Source organism: Pseudomonas sp. SF2 (assembly GCF_036858055.1).
GTDB lineage: Bacteria > Pseudomonadota > Gammaproteobacteria > Pseudomonadales > Pseudomonadaceae > Aquipseudomonas.
Map to the genome: position 1 here is coordinate 58514 of NZ_JAMBDI010000020.1, position 16808 is coordinate 75321.

General features: G+C 64.6%; 13 protein-coding genes. 8 read left to right on the top strand and 5 right to left on the bottom strand.

Annotated features, from left to right (window positions below; genetic code table 11):
• The first annotated feature begins 362 nt into the window (after positions 1-362).
• Positions 363-1682 (top strand): Na+/H+ antiporter family protein, encoded by a 1320-nt coding sequence (locus M2S36_RS13105; RefSeq protein WP_063914345.1) that lies wholly within the window; start codon positions 363-365, stop codon positions 1680-1682.
• Between the two features lie 14 nt (positions 1683-1696).
• Here M2S36_RS13105 and M2S36_RS13110 read toward each other — a convergent pair whose 3' ends face one another.
• The 3 genes from M2S36_RS13110 to M2S36_RS13120 form a co-directional block, all read right to left on the bottom strand.
• Complete coding sequence (locus M2S36_RS13110; protein ID WP_333957249.1) at positions 1697-2704, bottom strand: FecR family protein; 1008 nt, start codon at positions 2702-2704, stop codon at positions 1697-1699.
• 289 nt (positions 2705-2993) lie between these two features.
• Positions 2994-4763 carry an acyl-CoA dehydrogenase C-terminal domain-containing protein gene (locus tag M2S36_RS13115; RefSeq protein ID WP_333957250.1) on the bottom strand — a complete coding sequence of 590 codons (1770 nt, stop codon included), beginning with the start codon at positions 4761-4763 and terminating at the stop codon, positions 2994-2996.
• A gap of 135 nt (positions 4764-4898) precedes the next feature.
• Positions 4899-6521 carry an acyl-CoA synthetase gene (locus M2S36_RS13120; protein WP_333957251.1) on the bottom strand — a complete coding sequence of 541 codons (1623 nt, stop codon included), beginning with the start codon at positions 6519-6521 and terminating at the stop codon, positions 4899-4901.
• A gap of 194 nt (positions 6522-6715) precedes the next feature.
• Between M2S36_RS13120 and M2S36_RS13125 the strand changes: the two genes are divergently transcribed.
• The 5 genes from M2S36_RS13125 to M2S36_RS13145 all read left to right on the top strand — a co-directional run bounded on the left by M2S36_RS13125 (position 6716) and on the right by M2S36_RS13145 (position 12288).
• Positions 6716-8122 (top strand): sensor histidine kinase, encoded by a 1407-nt coding sequence (locus M2S36_RS13125; protein WP_207833201.1) that lies wholly within the window; start codon positions 6716-6718, stop codon positions 8120-8122.
• Positions 8123-8128: 6 nt separating this feature from the next.
• Positions 8129-8767: a response regulator transcription factor gene (locus M2S36_RS13130; protein ID WP_207833202.1), complete on the top strand. Its 639-nt coding sequence runs from the start codon at positions 8129-8131 to the stop codon at positions 8765-8767.
• A 291-nt stretch (positions 8768-9058) separates the two neighbouring features.
• Positions 9059-9532, top strand: coding sequence for a MarR family winged helix-turn-helix transcriptional regulator (locus M2S36_RS13135; RefSeq protein WP_207833204.1), 474 nt, complete (start codon positions 9059-9061; stop codon positions 9530-9532).
• A 30-nt stretch (positions 9533-9562) separates the two neighbouring features.
• The gene (locus tag M2S36_RS13140) at positions 9563-10756 is read left to right on the top strand and encodes an HlyD family secretion protein (RefSeq protein WP_207833206.1); all 1194 of its coding nucleotides are present in this window, start codon (positions 9563-9565) and stop codon (positions 10754-10756) included.
• A complete protein-coding gene (locus tag M2S36_RS13145) occupies positions 10753-12288 on the top strand; it encodes a DHA2 family efflux MFS transporter permease subunit (protein WP_207833208.1) in 1536 nt (511 codons plus the stop codon). The genes M2S36_RS13140 and M2S36_RS13145 overlap by 4 nt, the downstream gene beginning before the upstream one ends.
• A gap of 33 nt (positions 12289-12321) precedes the next feature.
• On the opposite strand, the gene M2S36_RS13150 is transcribed toward M2S36_RS13145, so the two are convergent.
• Entirely contained in the window at positions 12322-13269 is a 948-nt protein-coding gene (locus M2S36_RS13150) for an RnfABCDGE type electron transport complex subunit D (protein WP_207833210.1), read from the bottom strand.
• The gene (gene rsxC, locus M2S36_RS13155; protein ID WP_241105620.1) at positions 13266-14666 is read right to left on the bottom strand and encodes an electron transport complex subunit RsxC; all 1401 of its coding nucleotides are present in this window, start codon (positions 14664-14666) and stop codon (positions 13266-13268) included. The genes M2S36_RS13150 and rsxC overlap by 4 nt, the downstream gene beginning before the upstream one ends.
• Before the next feature lie 252 nt (positions 14667-14918).
• On the opposite strand from rsxC, the gene M2S36_RS13160 reads away from it, so the two are divergent.
• Both M2S36_RS13160 and M2S36_RS13165 read left to right on the top strand, forming a co-directional pair.
• Positions 14919-15935 carry an FAD:protein FMN transferase gene (locus M2S36_RS13160; RefSeq protein WP_207833214.1) on the top strand — a complete coding sequence of 339 codons (1017 nt, stop codon included), beginning with the start codon at positions 14919-14921 and terminating at the stop codon, positions 15933-15935.
• A 123-nt stretch (positions 15936-16058) separates the two neighbouring features.
• A complete protein-coding gene (locus tag M2S36_RS13165; protein ID WP_207833216.1) occupies positions 16059-16805 on the top strand; it encodes an SDR family oxidoreductase in 747 nt (248 codons plus the stop codon).
• The last annotated feature ends 3 nt before the right edge of the window (positions 16806-16808 follow it).

Here is a 16808-nt window from a genome sequence, read left to right on the forward strand (position 1 = left end):
GGGCCAATTATTCCTGTGGGAATTGTGCGCGAACGCCTTGGCGTATGGCTCGATATCGCGTCGAACGAACAAGCGGTCGCGCGCGTTGGCACAGGCGATACTGGCCCGAAACAAATGTAGGAGCGAGCTTCGCTCGCGATGCGCCGCGCGGGTGGCGCTCGATCTCCCAGGCGACACACATCCCCAGCCAAGCACCTCCCAGCCTCCTTGCTATATCGGCCCGCACAATTTTTTCTTTATTCAAACATTCAATTTAAATTTCTGCCCTCTGTGTAATGCGCCGCAACAGGGCGCTTTTGACATCTGCCGCCCACTGCTTCAGAGTGCGCGCTTTTTTTCTGTCGCAATGAGGTAAGCCAACCATGAATGCAGTGATCGCCGCGGTCGGCATCATGCTGATACTCAGCCTGTCCCGCGTGCACGTGGTCATCGCCCTGATCATCGGGGCCCTGGCCGGGGGGCTGGTGGGCGGCCTGGGCATCGAGGGTACGCTCAAGGCCTTCAATGGCGGCCTCGGCGGCGGGGCCACGGTGGCACTGTCCTATGCACTGCTGGGCGCCTTTGCCGTGGCCATCGCCAAGTCCGGTCTGGCCCATGCCCTGGCCGACCGCGCCCTGGCCATGATCGACCGCCAGGGCCATGCCAATGGCGGCAAGGTCAAATGGTTGCTGGTCGGCCTGATGCTGGTGGTGGCGGTGTCGTCGCAGAACATCCTGCCTATCCACATCGCTTTCATCCCGTTGCTGGTGCCGCCATTGCTGTACGTGCTGACCCGCCTGCGCATCGACCGCCGGCTGATCGCCTGCGTGATCACCTTCGGCCTGATCACCCCTTACATGTTCTTGCCGGTGGGCTTTGGCAACATCTTCCTCAACGAAATCCTGCTGGCCAACGTTGCCCGCGCGGGTGTCGACGTGAGTGGTGTGAATGTCACCCACGCCATGGCCATCCCGGCCGCTGGCATGTTGGCCGGCCTGTTGCTGGCGGTATTCATCAGCTACCGCAAGAAGCGTGACTACGACCTGGCGCGCATCGAACAGGTGGAGCAGGTGAGCGTGCAGTACAACCCGCTGACCCTGCTGGTGGCCGGGCTGGCGATTGCCTCGGCGTTCATCGTCCAGTTGTGGCTGGACTCGATGATCATCGGCGCCATGGTCGGTTTCCTGATCTTCTCGCTATCGGGCATCGTGCGCTGGAAAGACACTGACGACCTGTTCACCGAAGGCATGAAGATGATGGCCATGATCGGCTTCATCATGATTGCCGCCTCTGGCTTTGCCGACGTGATGAAGGCCACCGGTGAGGTGAAGAGCCTGGTGGAAGCCTCGGCGCAGTGGATCGATCACAGCAAGGGCATCGGTGCCTTGCTGATGCTGCTGGTGGGCCTGCTGGTGACCATGGGCATCGGCTCGTCGTTCTCCACCGTGCCGATCCTGGCCGCGATTTTCGTGCCGCTGTGCGTGCAGCTGGGCTTCGACCCGCTGGCCACCGTGTGCATCGTGGGTACCGCCGGTGCCCTGGGCGACGCGGGTTCGCCAGCCTCGGACTCGACCCTGGGCCCGACCTCGGGGCTGAATGTGGATGGCCAGCACCACCATATCTGGGACACCGTGGTGCCCACCTTCATCCACTACAACCTGCCACTGCTGGCGTTCGGCTGGTTGGCGGCGATGACGCTGTAAGGCGGGGAGGGGCGTCAGCCCTTGTCGGGCGGCGGCGAGATGCGGTTGAGTACGGTGCTGCCGTCTTTGCTGCGGGTCAGGTAGACCGGCAGCACCTTGGGCAGGTTGTTGACCAGTCGCCCCACCTCTCGGGTGTTGTAGATGCCGCTGATGCGGATGCGGCCGGTGCTGGCATCGGCCAGCAGCAATGGCGCATCGAGGTAGCGGTTGATCATTGGCAGCGCCTGTTCCAGGCTCAGGTTGTCGAGGACCAGCTTGCCGTCGCGCCAGGCCAGGCTGTTGCTGTAGTCGTCGCTCTGCTCCAGTTGCGGCTCGAAGTCGCCCTTGTGATAGCTGGCCTGCATCCCTGGGCCCAGGCGGTAGCCACCGGCGCTGCCGGCGCTGGACACCAGTACCGAACCTTCTACCAGGGTGACCTTGACCTGGTCCTGGTATTTCCACACGTTGAACTGGGTGCCGGTGACGCGGGTCTGGCCACGACCGGCATGCACGATGAACGGGTGGCTGCTGTCGTGCTTTACCTTGAAGAATGCCTCGCCACGCTTGAGCGTGACCTGGCGTTGGTCCTTGTAGTTGAGGTAGGTGAGCTCGGAGTTCAGGTTGAGCTGTACCGTGCTGCCGTCGCTCAGTTGCACGGTCTGCATGTGCGCGCCGGCTTCGAAGTGCTGGTAGTGATTGGGCAGCCAGCCTTGTTCCCAGCCCACCCAGCCGGCCAGCGGCAACACCGCCAGGGCGATGGCGGCAGCAGACGCCAGCGGCCGCCAGTTGCGCGGGCGCACAGCCGGGTGCACGGGCGGGTTGAAGTCGATGACGGTGGCGTTGCGCGGCAGCAGGTCGGCGGTTTGCCAGATTTCCAGCATCGCCTGGTATTCCTCGATATGCCGCGGGTCGGCCGCCAGCCAGCGGGCGAACGCCTCGCGCTCGGCCGCCGTGCAATCTTCGGCGTGCAGGCGCATGCACCAGTGCGCGGCGGCGTCGGTGATGGCATCGTCTGGGCTGGGATTGAGGCGGTCGTGGTTCATTGCGGCTCCGGGTTTTGCGCATTCTACCCTTGCAGGAGGGCTGCCGAGAACCGAGGTAATGGCGAATGACTATCAGTTGTGCCGGTTTTTCGTCGGATTGGCAATGGTTTTCCAGCGTTTGAGAACCCTTCGCGCACGCAAATTCAGGCTGAAATCGTTGGGGCTGCTGCGCAGCCCAGCGCGACAAAAGGCCGCTCCCACAGGTATCGCACCAACCCAACGGGCAGCGCTGTACCTGTGGGAGCGGCCTTGTGTCGCGAAAGGGGCGCACAGCACCCCCAGCGGCTCATCAGAACTGCGCCGCCTCCAAACCATAAAGGCTGCCACTTCCTGCCCGAATACTCGCTTCCAGCCCCAACTCCCGCGGCAAGACCCGCTGGAAGAAGAACTCGGCACACGCAAGCTTGGCCCCATGAAACGCGGCATCCTCGTCGCGCTTGGCCAATGCCACCGCCGCCATCCGCGCCCACATATAGGCATACGCAGTCAGCCCGAACAGCTGCAGGTATTCCACCGCCACCGCGCTGACCAGGTTGGCATCCTCGCCGGCACGCGCCCGCAGCCAGGCGCTGGTCGCCTCCAGCCGCGCCAGGCTCGCTTGCAGGGCCTCGCGGTGCAACGGTGCATCCACGCTGAAGGCCCGTACCTCGTCGGCAAAGCTGGCCAGCGCCTGGCCACCGTCGGCCAGCACCTTGCGCCCGAGCAGGTCGAGGGCCTGGATGCCGTTGGTGCCTTCGTAGATCTGCGCGATGCGCACGTCGCGCACCCGCTGCTCCTGGCCCCATTCGCGGATGTAGCCATGGCCGCCATACACCTGCTGGCCGAGCACGCAGCTTTCCAGGCCGTTGTCGGTGAAGAACGCCTTGGCAACCGGCGTCAGCAGCGCCACCAGGCGCTGCGCATGCTCGCGCTCGCCGGCATCTTCGGCGTAGCGCGCCAGGTCCAGCTGCTGGCCAACGTAGGCGGCAAACGCCCGGCCGCCTTCGGTGAGGGTGCGCATGGTCAGCAGCATGCGCCGCACATCGCCGTGGTGGATGATCGGGTCGGCAGCCTTGTCCTGTGCCTGCGGGCCGCTGGCGGCGCGGCTTTGCAGGCGCTCGTTGGCGTAGCGGGCGGCGCTCTGGTAGGACGCCTCGGCACAGCCGATTCCCTGGATGCCGATGGACAGGCGTTCGTAGTTCATCATGGTGAACATCGCCGCCAGGCCCTTGTTCGGCTCACCCACCAGGAAGCCGACGGCGCTGTCGAAGTTCATCACGCAGGTCGCCGAGGCCTTGATGCCCATCTTGTGTTCGATCGAGCCGCAATGGGCGGCGTTGCGCGCACCCAGGCGGCCATCGGCCTCGACCAGGTACTTGGGCACCAGGAACAGCGAGATGCCCTTGGCGCCGGTGGGCGCATCCGGCAGCTTGGCCAGCACCAGGTGGATGATGTTCTCGGTCAGGTCCTGTTCGCCACCGGTGATGAAGATCTTGCTGCCGCTGATGCGATAGCTGCCGTCGGCCTTGGGTTCGGCGCGGCTGCGGATCAGCCCCAGGTCGGTGCCGGCATGGGGCTCGGTGAGGCACATGGTGCCGGCCCAGCGGCCTTCGTACAGGGGCGGCAGGTAGGTGGCCTTGAGCGTTTCGCTGGCGTGGGCATCGATCGCCAGGCAGCTGCCAGCGCTCAACGCCGAATACAGGCTGAAGCTGCAATCGGCGGCGTAAAGCATTTCTTCGAACAGCACACCGAGCATTTTCGGCATGCCCATGCCGCCATGTTCGGGGTTGCCGCCCAGGCCGACCCAGCCGCCTTCGCGGTAGGTGTGCCAGGCCTCGCGGAAACCGTCAGGGGTGGTGACTTCGCCTGCGTCGAAGCGCACGCCTTGCTCGTCACCGTTGCGGCTGAGCGGGGCAATGAGCTGGCCGGTGACTTTGGCTGCCTCCTCAAGGATGGCGTCGGCGGTTTCGGCGTCGATGCGCTCGGCCAGGGCCGGCAGGCGGGCCCACAGGGCCGGGGCGTTGAACAGGTCATGCAGGACGAAGCGCATGTCGCGCAGGGGGGCGGAGTAGGTGGTCATCGGTAGCTCTTGAAAAGTGGGAAATCCGGGCTGGCCTCTTCGCGGGTGAACCCGCTCCCACAGGGATCGCACCAAACCTGAGCCTGTTGCTGTAACTGTGGGAGCGGGCGTGCCCGCGAAGAGGCCACTACGGAATCAAAGGGCTTTGGCCCGGTCGCGCAGCACGTACTTCTGGATCTTGCCGGTGGAGGTCTTGGGTAGTTCGCCGAAGACCACGGTCTTCGGCACCTTGAACCCGGCCAGGTGCTCGCGGCACCAACTGGTGATGTCGGCTTCGCGGGTGTCTTCGCGGCCCGGCTTGAGGGCAACGAAGGCGCACGGGGTTTCTCCCCATTTTTCATCCGGGCGTGCTACCACTGCGGCTTCCAGCACCGCCGGGTGCTTGTACAGGGCGTCCTCGACCTCGATGGTGGAGATGTTCTCGCCACCGGAAATGATGATGTCCTTGAGCCGGTCCTTGATCTCGACATAGCCGTCGGCGTGCCACACGGCCAGGTCGCCGGTGTGGAACCAGCCGCCATGGAAGGCTTCGGCAGTGGCCTCGGGGTTCTTCAGGTAGCCCTTCATCACCGTGTTGCCGCGCATGAAGATCTCGCCCAGGGTATTGCCGTCACGCGGCACCGGCTCGAGGGTTTGCGGGTCGGCGACCATCAGGCCGTCGAGAGTCGGGTAGCGCACGCCCTGGCGGGACTTGATCCGTGCGCGATCCTCCAGCGACAGTTCATCCCATTCGTCATGCCAGGCACACACGGTCACCGGGCCGTAGACTTCGGTCAGGCCGTAGGTGTGGGTGACCTGGATACCCATTTCTTCCACGGCGCCGATGACCTTGGCAGGTGGCGCGGCACCGGCGACCATGGCCTGCACCGGGTGCTCGATGGCCGCCTTGGCCGCCTCGGGCATGTTGACCAGGGCGTTGAGCACGATCGGCGCCCCGCACAGGTGGCTGACCCGGTGTTCGCGGATCAGGTTCAGGATCTTCTGCGGGTCGACCCGGCGCAGGAACACATGGGTGCCCGCCAACGCGGTGATGGTCCACGGGTAGCACCAGCCGTTGCAGTGGAACATCGGCAGGGTCCACAGGTACACCGGGCGATGGCCCACGGCCCAGACCATCTGGTTGCCCAGGGCATTCAGGTAAGCACCACGGTGGTGGTAGACCACGCCCTTGGGGTTGCCGGTGGTGCCAGAGGTGTAGTTGAGCGAGATCGCCTGCCACTCGTCATCGGGCCATTCCCAGGCAAAGTCCGGGTCACCCTCGGCGAGGAACGCTTCATAGTCCAGTTCGCTGACCGCACGGCCTTCGCCGTACTCCGGGTCATCCACATCCACCACCAGCGGCGGGTGTTCGAGCAAGGCCAGGGCCGCCTCGATGACAGTGTGGAACTCGCGGTCGGTTATCAGCACCTTGGCTTCGCCATGCTGCAGCATGAAGGCGATGGCCTCGGCATCCAGGCGTACGTTCAGGGTATTGAGCACGGCGCCGGTCATGGGCACGCCAAAGTGGGCTTCGAGCATGGCCGGAATGTTGGGCAACATCACCGCCACGGTGTCGCCACGGCCGATTCCCCGGCCCACCAGGGCGCTGGCCAGGCGCCGGCAGCGTTGGTAGGTTTGCTGCCAGTTGCGGCGGATGGCACCGTGGATCACCGCCGGATAGTTACCATACACGGCAGCGGTGCGTTCGATGAAACTCAGCGGGGTGAGGGCGACATGGTTGACGGCAGCGGGCATCAGGCCCTGGGCATAGATCGACATGCGGTAATCCTGTAAGGGAGGCAGGCACGACCTGTGCGCTTGGCCCCCGGTGGCTGATTGTTAGCTCTGTTCAGGGTGCAGGGAGGCGGACGGTGGGCCGCTCCCCTTGTCGCAGTTTTACGCGAGTCGCTATGGTATTAGGAATATCGACTATAGCAATATAGTAAAACTACTATAACAACGAGCCGCCTATTGTGGACAACACTGCCTATCCCTTGCTCGCCAAGGACCCACAACCCAGCCTGATGCTGGCCGGCGATGCCAGGCCGCTGGCACTCAACCCGGCGTTGCAGGCCTGGGTCGATGAAGGCCCGGCACTGGCCAGTTGGCTGCCGGGCAACTGTGCCGCCCTGGTGCGCGCCTGCCTGCGCCAGCACCGGGCGATTGCCGATGTCGAAGTGCAGGTCGGCGAACGCATCGTGCTGTGGAGCTTCATCCCTGACGACCAGCGCCAGCAGGTACTGGCGCGTTGCCGCGAAGCCAGTGACGAGCGCCGCGACGCACGTGAGGCCAGCCGCGCCCGGCGCCTGTACCGGCTGATCATCGAGAACACCACGGACCTGATCTCCCGACACAGCCCCGATGGCCGTTTCCTCGATGCCTCGCCGGCGGCATTTCGCCTGCTTGGCCTGTGGCCCGAGCAGTTGCGTGGCATGGCCGTGCATACCCTGCTGCATCCGCGCGAACGCCGCCAGGTATTGCGCCAGGCCGCCGCCGCCCTGGATCAGGACGGCTACCACACCATGACCTGTCGGGTGCGCCAGGCCACAGGCGGTTACCGTTGGTTCGAAATCGCCAGCCGGGCCATCCGCGAAACCTACACCGGCGCAGTGGTGGAGGTGGTCAGCGTGTCCCGCGACATCACCTTGCGCATCGAAGCCCAGGAAAGCCTGGCACACAGTGCCCGGTTGGCCACCCTGGGCGAGCTGGCTTCGGGCATCGCCCACGAGATCAACCAGCCGTTGGCCGCAGTGGTCAACTACGCCAACGCCAGCCAGCGCTACCTGCAGGGCCTGGAGCGCGACCCGCAGGCCCGAGAGCGGGTAGGGCAGGGCCTGCAGCGCATCAGCGAACAGGCCACCCATGCCGCCGAAGTGATCCGCCGCCTGCGCGCCTTTCTGCGCAAAGGGCCGCGCCGCCTGCAGGCGCTGGACGTGGCCGAAGTGGCGGGCGAAGCCATGCGCTTGTGCGCCTGGGAGGCCGCGCGTGACCAGGTGGTGGTCGAGCTGCGCATGAGCGCGCAACTGCCCTCGGTGTATGCCGACCGGGTACTGCTGGAGCAGGTGCTGTTGAACCTGCTGCGCAACGCCATCGATGCCAACCGTGAGCAGCATGGCGAGCGGCCGTCACGTATCCTGCTCGGCGCCGCACGCGATGGCGACGGCGTGCTGGTCGAGGTGGCCGACCAGGGCCCGGGCGTGGCGCCCGAGTGCCTGGATGAAATCTTCACGCCGTTCACCACCAGCAAGGCCGACGGCCTGGGCCTGGGCCTGAGCATGAGCCGCAGCCTGATTGAAGGCTTTGGCGGCAGCCTGTGGGCGCGAGCCGGTGACAACGGCGGTCTGGTACTGTGTTGCCGCCTGGCGGTCAGCAGGGGATAAGGGGAGATGGCGGTGCAAGCGAAAGTGTATGTGGTCGATGACGACCAGGGTATGCGGGATTCGACGGTGTGGCTGCTGCAGTCGGTCGGCTTGCAGGCACTGCCGTTCGCCAGCGGGCAGGCGTTTCTCGACGCCTGCGTCGACGATGGGCCGGCCTGTGTGCTGCTGGATGTGCGCATGCCGGGGCTGGGCGGGCTGGCGGTGCAGCAGGCGATGCGCGAGCGTGGCCTGGGGTTGCCGGTGATCTTCGTCAGCGGCCATGCCGATGTACCGATCGTGGTGCGGGCGTTCAAGGCTGGCGCCTGCGACTTCATTGAAAAACCCTACAACGACCAGTTGCTGCTCGACAGCGTACAGGCCGCGCTGGAGCGTGCCGGGCGGGCACGCCAGGGCGACCAGGCACTGGCCGAGGTGCAGTTGCGCATCGATGGCCTGACACCGCGCGAGCGTGACGTGTTCGTGCCTTTGGTCCAGGGCTTGAGCAACCGCGAGATTGCCGAACGGCTGGGCGTCAGCGTGAAGACGGTGGACCTGTACCGGGGGCGGGTGATGAAGCGGCTGCAGGCGGATAGCCTGGCCGAGCTGGTAGGCATGGCCATTGCCTGCGGGGCGGTGGAAGCATTGGGCCTGCAAGCGCGGCAGTGACAGCAGTCGCAGTTCCCTGTGGGAGATGACCCAGCCCTCTGGTTTGCGCTGGCGCGTAGATGACTGAAATCGCAAGCAGTCTGCGTTCCCTGCGGGAGCGGCTTTAGCCGCGAANNCGGTGCATGGCACCGGCTGCGCCGGTGTTCGCGGCTAAAGCCGCTCCCACAAAAGCCTCCCTCGGCAAGCGAGAAAAGGAGAGAATCATGAAATTTTACATAGCAGCCTAATCAAGGCTTTGACATTCACTGCCTAAGCAGTAATATTTTTACACAAATACTCGAGCAGTCTCCCATGGCCCATTTCTCCCCCGAAAACTTCCAGACCTGCGCCATCGGCATGCTGCTCGGCCGCGCGGCGATCCTCAAGGACCGCATTCTCGACTGGCACCTCGAATCCGAAGGTGTCACCGCCGCGCAGTTCAAGGTGCTGATCATCGTCACCCAGTACCAGGTGGATACCCCGGCCGAGCTGTGTCGCTACCTGGGCCTGGACAGTGGGTCGATGACCCGCATGCTCGACCGCCTCGAGCAGAAGGAGCTGATCGTGCGCAACCGCTGCGCCGACGACCGCCGCCTGGTGCGCCTGGCCCTTACCGCCGATGGCCAGCGCCTGGCTGACCGCCTGCCGGAAATCGGCGCGGCGGCCATGAACGAGTTGTGCGGTGCGCTGGCACCCGAAGAGCTCAAGACCCTGGAAGGCCTGCTGGCCAAGGTCCTGCTTGCTGCCGGCGACCCGTTGACGATCCGCCGCTTCGGCGATCGTTGATCCCTGTCACGAATTATCCAAGGTATTGTCATGGCCACTCCCGCAGACACCCCGACTTCCTCCGCCGCGCCCGAGCCGTCGCGCAAGCGCAAGGCCTGGCTGCTTGGCCTGCTGTTGCTGCTGATTCTTGCCGGTGTCGGAGCCTGGGCCTGGTACAGCCTGGTCGGGCGCTGGCACGAAAGCACCGACGATGCCTACGTCAACGGCAACGTGGTAGAGATCACCCCGCTGGTTACCGGCACCGTCACCAGCATCGGCGCCGATGACGGCGACCTGGTCCATGCCGGCCAGGTATTGCTGCAATTCGACCCGGCCGACAGCGAGGTGGCCTTGCAGTCCGCCGAAGCCAGGCTGGCGCGTAGCGTGCGTCAGGTGCGCGGGTTGTACAGCAACGTCGACTCGCTCAAGGCCCAGCTGGAAACCCGCCAGGCCGAACTGCGCAAGGCCCGGCAAGACTTCAACCGACGCAAGGTGCTGGCCGACAGCGGTGCGATTGCTGCGGAAGAATTGTCCCATGCCCGCGATGACCTGAGCGTGGCCGAGGCTGCCGTCAACAGTGCTCGCCAGCAACTCAGCACCAGCAGCGCGCTGGTCGACGACACCGTGGTGTCCTCGCACCCTGAGGTGATGGCTGCCGCCGCCGACCTGCGCCAGGCCTACCTCGACCACGCTCGCACCACCCTGGTGGCGCCGGTCACCGGCTACGTCGCCAAGCGTACCGTGCAACTGGGCCAACGCCTGCAGCCGGGCACCGCGACCATGGCAGTGATCCCGCTGGACCAGGTGTGGATCGACGCCAACTTCAAGGAAACCCAGCTGCGCGACATGCGTATCGGCCAGCCGGTGCAAATCAGCGCCGACCTGTACGGTAGCGAGGTCAGGTACAGCGGTACGGTCGACAGCCTCGGCGCTGGCACCGGCAGCGCTTTCGCCCTGTTGCCGGCGCAGAATGCCACCGGTAACTGGATCAAGATCGTCCAGCGTGTGCCGGTGCGCATCCACCTCAGCCCCGAACAGCTCAAGGACCACCCGCTGCGTATCGGCCTGTCCACCGTGGTCGAGGTCGACCTGCACGACCAGAGCGGGCCGGCCTTGGCCCAGCAACCACCGCAGCAGGCCAGCTACACCACCCAGGTGTATGACCGCCAGCTGGTCGAAGCCGACAACCTGATCGCCCGGCTGATCCACGAAAACAGCGCACCCGGCAAGACGGTCCAGCGATGAGCAACAATGCTGCTGCCCAGTTCACGCCGCCGAGCCTGCTGCTGACCACCATCGGCCTGTCGCTGGCGACGTTCATGCAGGTGCTCGACACCACCATCGCCAACGTGGCCTTGCCGACTATTTCCGGCAACCTGGGGGTGAGCTACGAGCAGGGCACCTGGGTCATCACCTCGTTCGCGGTGAGCAACGCCATCGCCTTGCCGCTGACCGGCTGGCTCAGCCGGCGGTTTGGCGAGGTGAAACTGTTCATCTGGGCCACGCTGCTGTTCGTACTGGCCTCGTTCCTGTGCGGTATTGCCCAGTCAATGCCGGAGCTGGTCGGTTTTCGCGTGTTGCAGGGCGTGGTAGCCGGGCCGTTGTACCCGATGACCCAGACTTTGCTGATCGCTGTCTACCCGCCGGCCAAGCGCGGCATGGCCCTGGCGTTGCTGGCAATGGTCACGGTGGTGGCGCCGATTGCCGGGCCGATCCTCGGGGGCTGGATCACCGACAGCTACAGCTGGCCGTGGATTTTCTTCATCAACGTGCCCATCGGTCTGTTCGCCGCTGCCGTGGTGCGCCAGCAGATGCGCACCCGGCCGGTGGTCACCAGCCGCCAGCCGATGGACTACATCGGCCTGCTGACGCTGGTCATCGGTGTCGGCGCCTTGCAGGTGGTGCTGGACAAGGGCAATGATCTGGACTGGTTCGAGTCGTCGTTCATCATCGTCGGTAGCCTGATCTCGGTGGTGTTCCTGGCGGTGTTCGTGATCTGGGAACTGACTGACCGTCACCCGGTAGTCAACCTGCGCCTGTTCGCGCACCGTAACTTCCGCGTCGGCACCATTGTGCTGGTCGGGGGCTATGCGGGGTTTTTCGGCATCAACCTGATCCTGCCGCAGTGGTTGCAGACACAGATGGGCTATACCGCGACGTGGGCAGGCCTGGCGGTGGCACCAATCGGCCTGTTGCCGGTGCTCATGTCGCCGTTCGTGGGCAGGTACGCGCACCGCTTTGACTTGCGTGTGCTGGCCGGGCTGGCGTTCCTGGCGATCGGCAGCAGTTGCTACATGCGTGCCGGGTTCACCAGCGAGGTGGACTTCCAGCATGTGGCGTTGGTGCAGCTGTTCATGGGTATTGGTGTGGCGCTGTTCTTCATGCCGACCCTGAGCATCCTGCTGTCCGACCTGCCTCCACACCAGATTGCCGATGGCTCCGGGCTGGCGACCTTCCTGCGTACCTTGGGCGGCAGTTTTGCGGCGTCGCTGACGACCTGGATCTGGATTCGCCGGGCGGACCAGCACCATGCCTACCTGAGCGAGCACATCAGCCAGTTCGACCCGGCCACGCGGCATGCCCTGGAGCAACTGGGCGGGGCCAACCCGCAGGGCTATGCGCAGCTGGAGCAGATACTCAACGGGCAGGCGTACATGATGTCGACGGTGGATTACTTCACCCTGATGACCTGGGTGTTTGCCGGGTTGATCCTGCTGGTGTGGTTCGCCAAACCGCCCTTTACCGCCAAGGCGGGGCCCGCGTCGGCAGGGCACTGAGCCGGGCCAGAAGCAGGCCCGGCAAATCCCGCGTCAGGTACTCGCTGCGTACCAGGGACGCTGTATGCGCAGCACCAACCGGTCGATTTGCGGCACCAGCAGGTTGGCGGCCAGCACGGCGAAGCAGAGGCCGTCGGCATAAAGCCCGAATTCGCGAATCAGTTCGGTGAGCGTGCCAACGGTCACGCCGAAGAGCATGCGACCGGCACGCGTATTGGGGCTGGTGACCGGATCGGTGGCGATGAAAAAGGCGGTGAAGAGGTAGCCACCGAGACTGAGGTTGTACACGGCTTCCTGCAGGCTATGGCCGGCGGCCATACACAGCAATACGGTGCTCGCGAGCATCGCCAGCGGAATCTCGATTCGGATCACCCGTAGCGAAGCCAGTATCAGGCCGCCGGCGATGTAGCCGTACCCCGACAGGTTGTGGGTGATATGGGTGAATTCGTTCTGCGCCAACTGGGTGGCGCCGGCGAACGCATCGAGATCAAGGCGTGGCACCAACTGTAGCTGTTGTAGAAGAACCGTCTTGGCGCCCAGGGTTGCGGTCCAGGGGGTATGGTTCGAGGGTGCAGGGTACAACTGCTGGTAGAAGCAGATGGCAACGATCCCCAGACCAACCATGGCAGGGTTGAGGCGGTTGCGGCCAAGGCCTCCACTGGCATGCTTGCATAGCGCAAGAGCGGCAAAGCTGGCCAGGGCGATCATCCACAGTGGCACCAGCAGCGGTAATGCCCGAGCCAGGATCAGGCCTAGCACCAGCCAGCTGAGGTCGCTCAAACCCTCGCGGACATTACGCCCGCGCAGGCGCAGCAGGGCAGCTTCGAAGCCCAGGGCGAACAGCACGCACCAGAAGGTCTGCAACCAGACCACAACGCCAAATTGCCAGGCATACAGGACGGTGCCCGGCAGGAGGCACAAAATGACCAGCAGCATCACCGTGCGCAGCCGCTGCGGAATGGGATGGCGTATCAGGCTCATGCGCGCATCTCCGTCTTGCTCTGGCGGAAGCGTTCGCGCAGCGGGATATTGCTCGGGCAGATGCTGCTGCAGCTGCCGCATTCGATACAGGCATCCAGGCGCAGTTCCTGCAGGCTGGCCTTGTCCAGGCGTTCGGCAGCAGCATAGAGATCCAGCGGCCTGAGCGACATCGGGCAGACATCCACGCAGCGCGTACAGCGAATGCAACTGCCTGCGGGGCGGGTTGCCGGCAGGTAGCGTTCAGCGCCGAATATCAGGCAACTGCTGGTCTTGCTGACGGCGGCGGTGGCGTCCGGTAGCGGCTGCCCCATCATCGGGCCGCCGACCTGGGTCAACTGTCCTGTGGGGGCCGCGCCAGCAATCGCGCGCAGTTCGCTGACCGGGTAACCCACCGGCACCCGGACATTGCCGGGGTGCTCGCAATCCCCGGTCAGCGTGAGCACGCGGCTTATCAGTGGTTCACCCTGGAAGACGGCCTGGCCCAGTGCATAGAGCGTTGCGACATTGAGTGCGAGGACGCCGATATCGGCAGGTCGGCTCCCTGGCGCCAGGTTGCGGCCACTGAGGCTCTTGATCATCAACGGCTGCCCACCTGCCGGGTAACGCTCCGGAAGCGGACATATCTCGACCTGGGTGTGCGCCTGGCGAGCGGCGGCACGTAACGTGGCCATCGCCTCCGGTTTGTTGGTTTCGATACCGAAGCGGGTCGTGGTTATTCCCAGCAGCGTGGCGACATAGTCGGCGGCCTCGATCAACGCTTCGGCATTTTCGCGCATGAGACGATCATCGCAGGTAAGGAAGGGCTCGCATTCGGCACCGTTGATCAGCAGCAGGTCGGGCTGCCGGGCGTCGGCCAGCTTGAGGGCCGTCGGGAAACCCGCCCCACCAAGGCCGACGATGCCCATCTGCAATGCGCGTTCGACCAGTGCCTCTGGCGTTTGCGGCAGCCCCTGCACCGGGCGTTCGACCCACTCATCCAGGCCATCTGCGTTCAGAATGACAGCCATGACTGGCTCGGCCGAGTCGGCCGCGAAGGCGAGATCAATCCGTTCCACGATGCCGGAAGTGCTGGCATGCACCCAAGCGGTGGTGTCGTCACCAATACCGATCACTTCGCCCTTGCGCACATGCTGTCCCGGCTGCACGCAAGGCTGGACAAACCGGCGACCCCGCCCGAGCGGAATCGCCAGCTGGATTTTTCCGACCGCGACCGGGGCAACCGGCGTGGCGTTGGACAGTTCCTTGTATCCCTTGAGCTCAATGCCTCCGTGCCAACTACGCTGAGACGATGAGGCGATGGCCAGCAGGCGCCGCCAGAGAGGTTTCTGTTGTGGCTGACGCTGGGCGCGGATGCGGCTCTGCAGGCGTTCGACGCTCTGCAACGAATGGCTAGACATATTCTGTCCTCCAATTTTGGGGCAAAGAACGCCCGTGTGCGCTTATGCGCACAATGGTTTTTATTGCTTCCGGGACGTTTAGCGGAAAGGGAGGGGGATGGTTGATCACCCGCGCACTTCTGAGTGTAAAACGAGGAATTTGTTCGGTTTTTAACCAGACTTGCTGATGAACGGTAGGCCAATTGCCATCTTGCAATTTCTGGTGAAATAGCCTGCGCCGCGAAAGGGCGGCCAGACTCTGCGAGGTGTCGAATGATGCGCGCAAGCCTGCTGGTGATGCTGTTGATGTTGTTGTATGGCTGCGGCGAAAGGATCGAGCGCTTTTCCGGGCCGACCATGGGGAGCACGTACTCGATCCAGTACGTACCCACCGCGCAGACGCCCGGTGCGCAGCAGGTAAAGGCCGAAGTCGAGATGATGCTCGAGGCGCTCGACAGGCAGTTTTCCAACTGGCGCGGCGACTCTGTGGTTTCCCGCTTCAACGCTCTGCCGGCCGGCGCCTGTCAGGCGGTGCCGGAAGAGATGCGGCACTTGCTGGTGTACGGTGAGTCGCTGTTCCGCGAGAGTGGCGGGGCTTTCGACCTGACGGTTTTGCCATTGTTGAACCTCTGGGGCTTCGGCCCGCAGTCACGAGGGCGGCAGGTGCCGGACGCCGAGGCGCTGGCACGGGAGCAGGCCCGGGTAGGGCTCCAGCACTTGCACCTGGAGGGAGAAAAGCTGTGCAAGGATGTCGCGGCGCAGCTGGATTTCGACAGCATGCTCGCCGGCTATGCCGTGGATCGGGTCGGCGAGAGGCTTTCGGCCCTGGGTATCCAGGCCTATCTGGTCGAGATCACCGGCGAACTCAAGGGGGTCGGCCGCAAGCCGGATGGCTCGCTCTGGCGCATCGCCCTAGAGGTACCGAGTGGCGAGGGCGAGCAGCAAGTGGAGCGCGCCATTGCCCTGGATGGCTACGGCGTTGCCACCGCCGGCGACTACCGCAACTACTTCGAGGAAGGTGGCCAGCGCTATTCGCACACCTTCGATCCACGTGTCGGCAGGCCGGTCAGGCACGCACTGGCGGCAGTGTCGGTGGTCGACCCTTCGGTGCTGCGTGCCGATGCCCTGGATACATTGTTGATGGTGCTCGGCCCGGAGGAAGGCTATGCCTTCGCCGAGCGGCATGACGTCGCCGCCTATTTCATCATGCACCAGGGCCTGGGTTTCGTTGCGCGGGCGACGCCGCGATTCGAGTCGTTGTTTCCGAGGCAGAGCCAGACCAGGCAGTAATTGAAGGAATACACATCGCCCAGGGGCAAGAGCCGATGGGGCGGCTGAGCTGACCTTGGTCATTCCCATGCGCAGCCTTTTCCCCTATTGTCGATGCTCCCTTCCCAAACGATTGGCATATCCATGGAGAAAGTCATCGTGATCACCGGTGCCAGCCGTGGCATCGGCGCCGCCACGGCACTGCTGGCCGCCCGCCAGGGCTACCGCATCTGCATCAACTACCACACCAACGACCAGGCCGCCGAGAACATCCTCGACCAGGTTCGTGCCCTGGGTGCCGAGGCCATCACCGTACGCGCCGACACCAGCGTCGAAGATGAGATCATCCAGCTGTTCCAGCGCGTGGACGAAGAGCTCGGCCCGGTCACCGCACTGGTCAACAACGCCGGCACCATTGGCCAGCAAAGCCGGGTCGAGGACATGTCCGAATTTCGCCTGCTCAAGGTCATGAAGACCAACATCGTCGGCCCCATGCTCTGTGCCAAGCACGCGCTGCTGCGCATGGCGCGCCGGCACGGCGGGCAGGGCGGGGCCATCGTCAACGTGTCGTCGGTAGCCGCACGCCTGGGCTCGCCCAACGAATACGTGGACTATGCCGCTTCCAAGGGCGCCCTCGACACCTTCACCGTTGGCCTGGCAAAGGAAGTGGCAGGCGAGGGCGTGCGGGTCAATGGCGTACGGCCAGGCTACATTCATACCGGGTTCCATGCGCTGTCCGGCGACCCCGACCGGGTCAGCAAGCTTGAGCCCGGCTTGCCCATGGGCCGTGGTGGGCGCCCCGAGGAAGTGGCCGAGGCGATCCTCTGGCTGCTCTCGGACAAAGCCTCGTACTCCACCGGCAGCTTCATCGACCTGGGCGGCGGGCGCTGAGCG

Bases quoted from the DNA above. Each gene is read 5' to 3' on its own strand.
- M2S36_RS13105 (WP_063914345.1), top strand. From the start codon at position 363: ATGAATGCAGTGATCGCCGCGGTCGGCATCATGCTGATACTCAGCCTG.
- M2S36_RS13110 (WP_333957249.1), bottom strand. From the start codon at position 2,704: ATGAACCACGACCGCCTCAATCCCAGCCCAGACGATGCCATCACCGAC.
- M2S36_RS13115 (WP_333957250.1), bottom strand. From the start codon at position 4,763: ATGACCACCTACTCCGCCCCCCTGCGCGACATGCGCTTCGTCCTGCAT.
- M2S36_RS13120 (WP_333957251.1), bottom strand. From the start codon at position 6,521: ATGTCGATCTATGCCCAGGGCCTGATGCCCGCTGCCGTCAACCATGTC.
- M2S36_RS13130 (WP_207833202.1), top strand. From the start codon at position 8,129: ATGGCGGTGCAAGCGAAAGTGTATGTGGTCGATGACGACCAGGGTATG.
- M2S36_RS13135 (WP_207833204.1), top strand. From the start codon at position 9,059: ATGGCCCATTTCTCCCCCGAAAACTTCCAGACCTGCGCCATCGGCATG.
- M2S36_RS13140 (WP_207833206.1), top strand. From the start codon at position 9,563: ATGGCCACTCCCGCAGACACCCCGACTTCCTCCGCCGCGCCCGAGCCG.
- M2S36_RS13145 (WP_207833208.1), top strand. From the start codon at position 10,753: ATGAGCAACAATGCTGCTGCCCAGTTCACGCCGCCGAGCCTGCTGCTG.
- M2S36_RS13150 (WP_207833210.1), bottom strand. From the start codon at position 13,269: ATGAGCCTGATACGCCATCCCATTCCGCAGCGGCTGCGCACGGTGATG.
- rsxC (WP_241105620.1), bottom strand. From the start codon at position 14,666: ATGTCTAGCCATTCGTTGCAGAGCGTCGAACGCCTGCAGAGCCGCATC.
- M2S36_RS13160 (WP_207833214.1), top strand. From the start codon at position 14,919: ATGATGCGCGCAAGCCTGCTGGTGATGCTGTTGATGTTGTTGTATGGC.
- M2S36_RS13165 (WP_207833216.1), top strand. From the start codon at position 16,059: ATGGAGAAAGTCATCGTGATCACCGGTGCCAGCCGTGGCATCGGCGCC.